Source organism: Micromonospora sp. NPDC003776 (genome assembly GCF_053605645.1).
On record NZ_JBSGJR010000643.1, the window covers coordinates 1 to 3597 of the forward strand.

The following is a 3597-nucleotide window of genomic DNA, read 5'->3' on the forward strand; positions in this document are numbered from 1 at the left end:
GTGGCGCTCTACCTGGTCTCGGCCGCGCTGCTGGCGTTCTACGCGCTCGGCTACCCGGGCTTCCCGCCCGCCCTGGTCCTGGCCGTGCCGCTGTACGACGCGGCGCTCGCCGGGCACGTGTGGCGGGCCCTGCCGGTGCCGGTGTTCTTCCTCGCCGCCGGCTCCGACGTGAGCATCCGCCGGGGCCTGCCGCCGCTGGACACCCTCGTGGTGTTCCTGCCGCAGGTGGCGGTGGTCGCGGTGGCGCTGCTGCTCGGCGCGCTGGTCCGCAGCCGCCGCGCCTACGCCGAGGAGGTCCGGCTGCGGCTCGCCGCCGCCGACCGGGAACGCGACCAGGAGGCCCGCCGCCGGGTCGGCGAGGAGCGGCTGCGGATCGCCCGGGAGGTGCACGACACCGTCGGACACGCCCTGGCCACCATCACGGTGCAGTCCGCCGCCGCGCTGCGCCAGCTCGACCGGGAGCCCGACCAGGTGCGGGCCGCGCTCCCCGCCCCCCGCGCCCCCGCCCCGGCGCCCGTGCCCGGGGGGGGCCCCCCCCGGCCCGGGCGCCGCCCCCCCGCCGCCGCGCGGGCCCCCGCCCGCGACGCCGGGCTGGACCGGCTGCCCGAACTGCTGGCCGCGGTGCGCGCCGCCGGGCTCACCGTCGAGCTGCGCGACCATCGGGACGCCCGCCCGCTGCCGGGGCCGGTGGACCACGCCGCGTACCGGGTGGTGCAGGAGTCGCTGACCAACGCGCTCAAGCATGCCGGGGTGGGCGCCTCGGTGACGCTGAGCCTCGACTGGTCCCCGGCCGCCGTCGTGGTCCGGGCCGTCGACGACGGGCGCGGCCGGCCGGTGGTCCGCCCGGCGCCGTCCGGCGGGCACGGCCTGGTCGGCATGCGGGAGCGGGTCGGGGTGTACGAGGGCCGCCTCACCGCCGGCCCCACCCTGGCGGGGGGATGGCGGGTGGAGGCCCGCCTGCCGCTACCGTCGGCAGCCGGTCCGGAGGAGGAGAAGCGAGCATGACCGTCCGTGTGGTGATCGTCGACGACCAGGCGCTGGTCCGGGCCGGGTTCCGGATGGTGCTCGACTCCCAGGCCGACCTGGCGGTGGTCGGCGAGGCGATCGACGGCGCCGACGCGCTGCGCGTGCTGGACCGGGTCGAGGCCGACGTGGTCGTGATGGACCTGCGCATGCCGACCATGGACGGGGTGGAGGCGACCCGCCGGATCTGCGCCCGGTCGACCGGCGGCCGGCCCCGGGTGCTGGTGCTCACCACGTTCGACACCGAGGCGGACGCGTTCGCCGCGCTGCGCGCCGGTGCCAGCGGCTTCCTGCTCAAGAACGTGCCGCCGGAGGAACTCCTCGCGGCGATCCGGGTGGTCGCCGAGGGCGACTCGGTGGTGGCCCCGTCGATCACCCGCCGGCTGCTCGACCGCTTCGCCGGCCAGCTCGGCCCCGGCCCCACCGAGGACCCGCGGCTCGCCCAGCTCACCGAGCGGGAGCGGGAGGTGCTGCTGCTGGTCGCGCAGGGGCTGTCCAACGCCGAGATCGCCGCCCGGGTGCACGTCGCCGAGGCGACGGTGAAGACCCACGTCGGCCGGATCCTGGCCAAGCTGCAGCTGCGCGACCGGGTCCAGGCCGTGGTGCTGGCGTACGAGAGCGGGCTGGTCACCCCGGGCGGGTGAGCCGGCGTACGACCCGGGTCGTAGGGGTCCACCCGGTCGGGGGCGACCCGGGGCGTACCGAGGTCGAGCGCGCAGGTGGAGATCGATGACGGGGTGCCGGACCTAGCGTCGGAAACGAACCTGACCGTGTCCGACAGGAGGACCCCGTGTCCGCAACCGCCACCACCACCGGTGCCGCCGTCACCACCCGTCACCTGCGCAAGGAGTACGGCTCGGGGCAGTCCCGGGTGGTCGCCCTCGACGGCGTCGACCTGGACCTCGCCGCCGGCCGGTTCACCGCCGTGATGGGGCCGTCCGGCTCCGGCAAGTCGACCCTGCTGCACTGCCTGGCCGGGCTCGACGCGCCCTCGTCCGGGTCGGTGCGGATCGGCGACGCCGAACTCGCCCGGCTCGACGACCGCCGGCTCACCCTGCTGCGCCGGGACCGGATCGGCTTCGTCTTCCAGAAGTTCAACCTGCTGCCGACCCTCACCGCCGAGGAGAACATCGTGCTGCCGCTGGCCATCGCCGGCCGACGGCCGGACCCCGCCTGGCTGCGCCGGGTGGTGGCCGCGGTCGGCCTGACCGACCGCCTCGGGCATCGCCCCGCCGAGCTCTCCGGCGGCCAGCAGCAACGGGTCGCGGTGGCCCGGGCGCTGATCACCCGGCCCTGGGTGATCTTCGCCGACGAGCCGACCGGCAACCTGGACAGCCGGTCCGGGGCGGAGGTGCTCCGGCTGCTGCGCGAGGCGGTCGACACGCTCGGCCAGACCGTGGTGATGGTCACCCACGATCCGGTGGCGGCCGCCCACGCCGACCGGGTGGTCTTCCTCGCCGACGGCCGACTGGTCGACGAGCTGCACGCGCCGACCGCCGCCGGGGTCCTCGACGCGCTCGCCCGCCTCGAGCCGCAGCCGGTGGGGCGGTGACCGCGATGTTCCGCCTCACCCTGCGCCAGCTCCGCGCCGACGGGCTGCGCCTGCTCCTCTCCGCGCTGGCGATCGTCCTCGGGGTGGCCTTCGTGGCCGGGACCCTGATGTTCGCCGACGGCATGCGCGCCGGCGCGTACGCCAAGGCCGGTGTCTTCGACCGGCACACCGACCTCGCCGTCTACGGGCGCGACGACAAGCCGCTGCCGCCGGCCCTGCTCGACCGGGTACGGGTCGTCGACGGGGTGGCCGCGGCCGGAGGCGAGCTGGTCGGCTCGGGCGGCGTGACCGGGGCGGACGGCCGGCCGGTGCTCGGGTACGCCGTGCTCGCCGCGATCCCCGCCGACCCGGGCGTGCAGTCGTACCGGGTGGTGACCGGGCGGCTGCCGGCCGGGCCGGGGGAGGTGGTCCTCGACGAGGCCACCGTCGCCGCGCAGCGCTTCCGACTCGGGTCCCCGGTCCGGGTCGGCGGCGCCACCGGTGCCGCGCGGCCGTACACCCTGGTGGGCACCGTCGACGTGGCCGGCACCTCGCGCGACGTCGGTGGCCCGTACATCGGGCTGGCCGGCCCCGACGCGCTCGCCGTGACCGGCCTGCGCGGTTACGACCGGATCCTCGTCGCCGCCCGGCCCGGGGTGGACCGGGCCGCGCTGGTCGAGCGGGTCCGCGCGGCGCTCGGCGCCGACGTGACGGTCAAGGACCGGCGGCAGATTCTCGACGAGGCGGTCGAGGACGCTGTCCGCGACCTGCGGCAGTTCACCACCTTCCTGCTCGCCTTCGCGGTGGTGGCCGTGGTGGTCTCCGGGTTCGTCATCGCCAACACCTTCGCCATCGTGCTGGCCCAGCGCACCCGGCGCACCGCCCTGCTGCGGCTGGTCGGCGCCACCCGGGGCCAGATCTTCCGGGCCACGCTGCTGGAGGCGGCGGCGACGAGCGCCTCGCCGGTGCCGGGGCCGTCGTAGTCGGGGGTGACGAAGTGGTTACGGATCCGGTCGAAGCCGATGTACGCGCCGCCGCCGATA

The 3597-nt window shown here is 76.7% G+C and carries 4 protein-coding genes; all 4 read left to right on the forward strand.

The genetic code is table 11. The features are described from left to right. Positions 1-1005: sensor histidine kinase (locus tag ACWEVO_RS32525; RefSeq protein WP_452311272.1), on the forward strand; the 1005-nt coding region annotated here is incomplete at its 5' end. Then, positions 1002-1667, forward strand: a complete 666-nt coding sequence (locus ACWEVO_RS32530) for a response regulator (RefSeq protein ID WP_452311273.1) — start codon at positions 1002-1004, stop codon at positions 1665-1667. The genes ACWEVO_RS32525 and ACWEVO_RS32530, both read left to right, overlap by 4 nt. Positions 1668-1813: 146 nt before the next feature. Then, entirely contained in the window at positions 1814-2575 is a 762-nt protein-coding gene (locus tag ACWEVO_RS32535; RefSeq protein WP_452311274.1) for an ABC transporter ATP-binding protein, read from the forward strand. Positions 2576-2580: 5 nt separating this feature from the next. Next, positions 2581-3537 (forward strand): ABC transporter permease, encoded by a 957-nt coding sequence (locus ACWEVO_RS32540; RefSeq protein ID WP_452311275.1) that lies wholly within the window; start codon positions 2581-2583, stop codon positions 3535-3537. Positions 3538-3597 lie beyond the last annotated feature (60 nt).

What these genes read in the sequence shown, in the direction of transcription:
- ACWEVO_RS32530 (WP_452311273.1), top strand. Translation starts at nt 1,002, where the DNA reads ATGACCGTCCGTGTGGTGATCGTCGACGACCAGGCGCTGGTCCGGGCC.
- ACWEVO_RS32540 (WP_452311275.1), top strand. Translation starts at nt 2,581, where the DNA reads ATGTTCCGCCTCACCCTGCGCCAGCTCCGCGCCGACGGGCTGCGCCTG.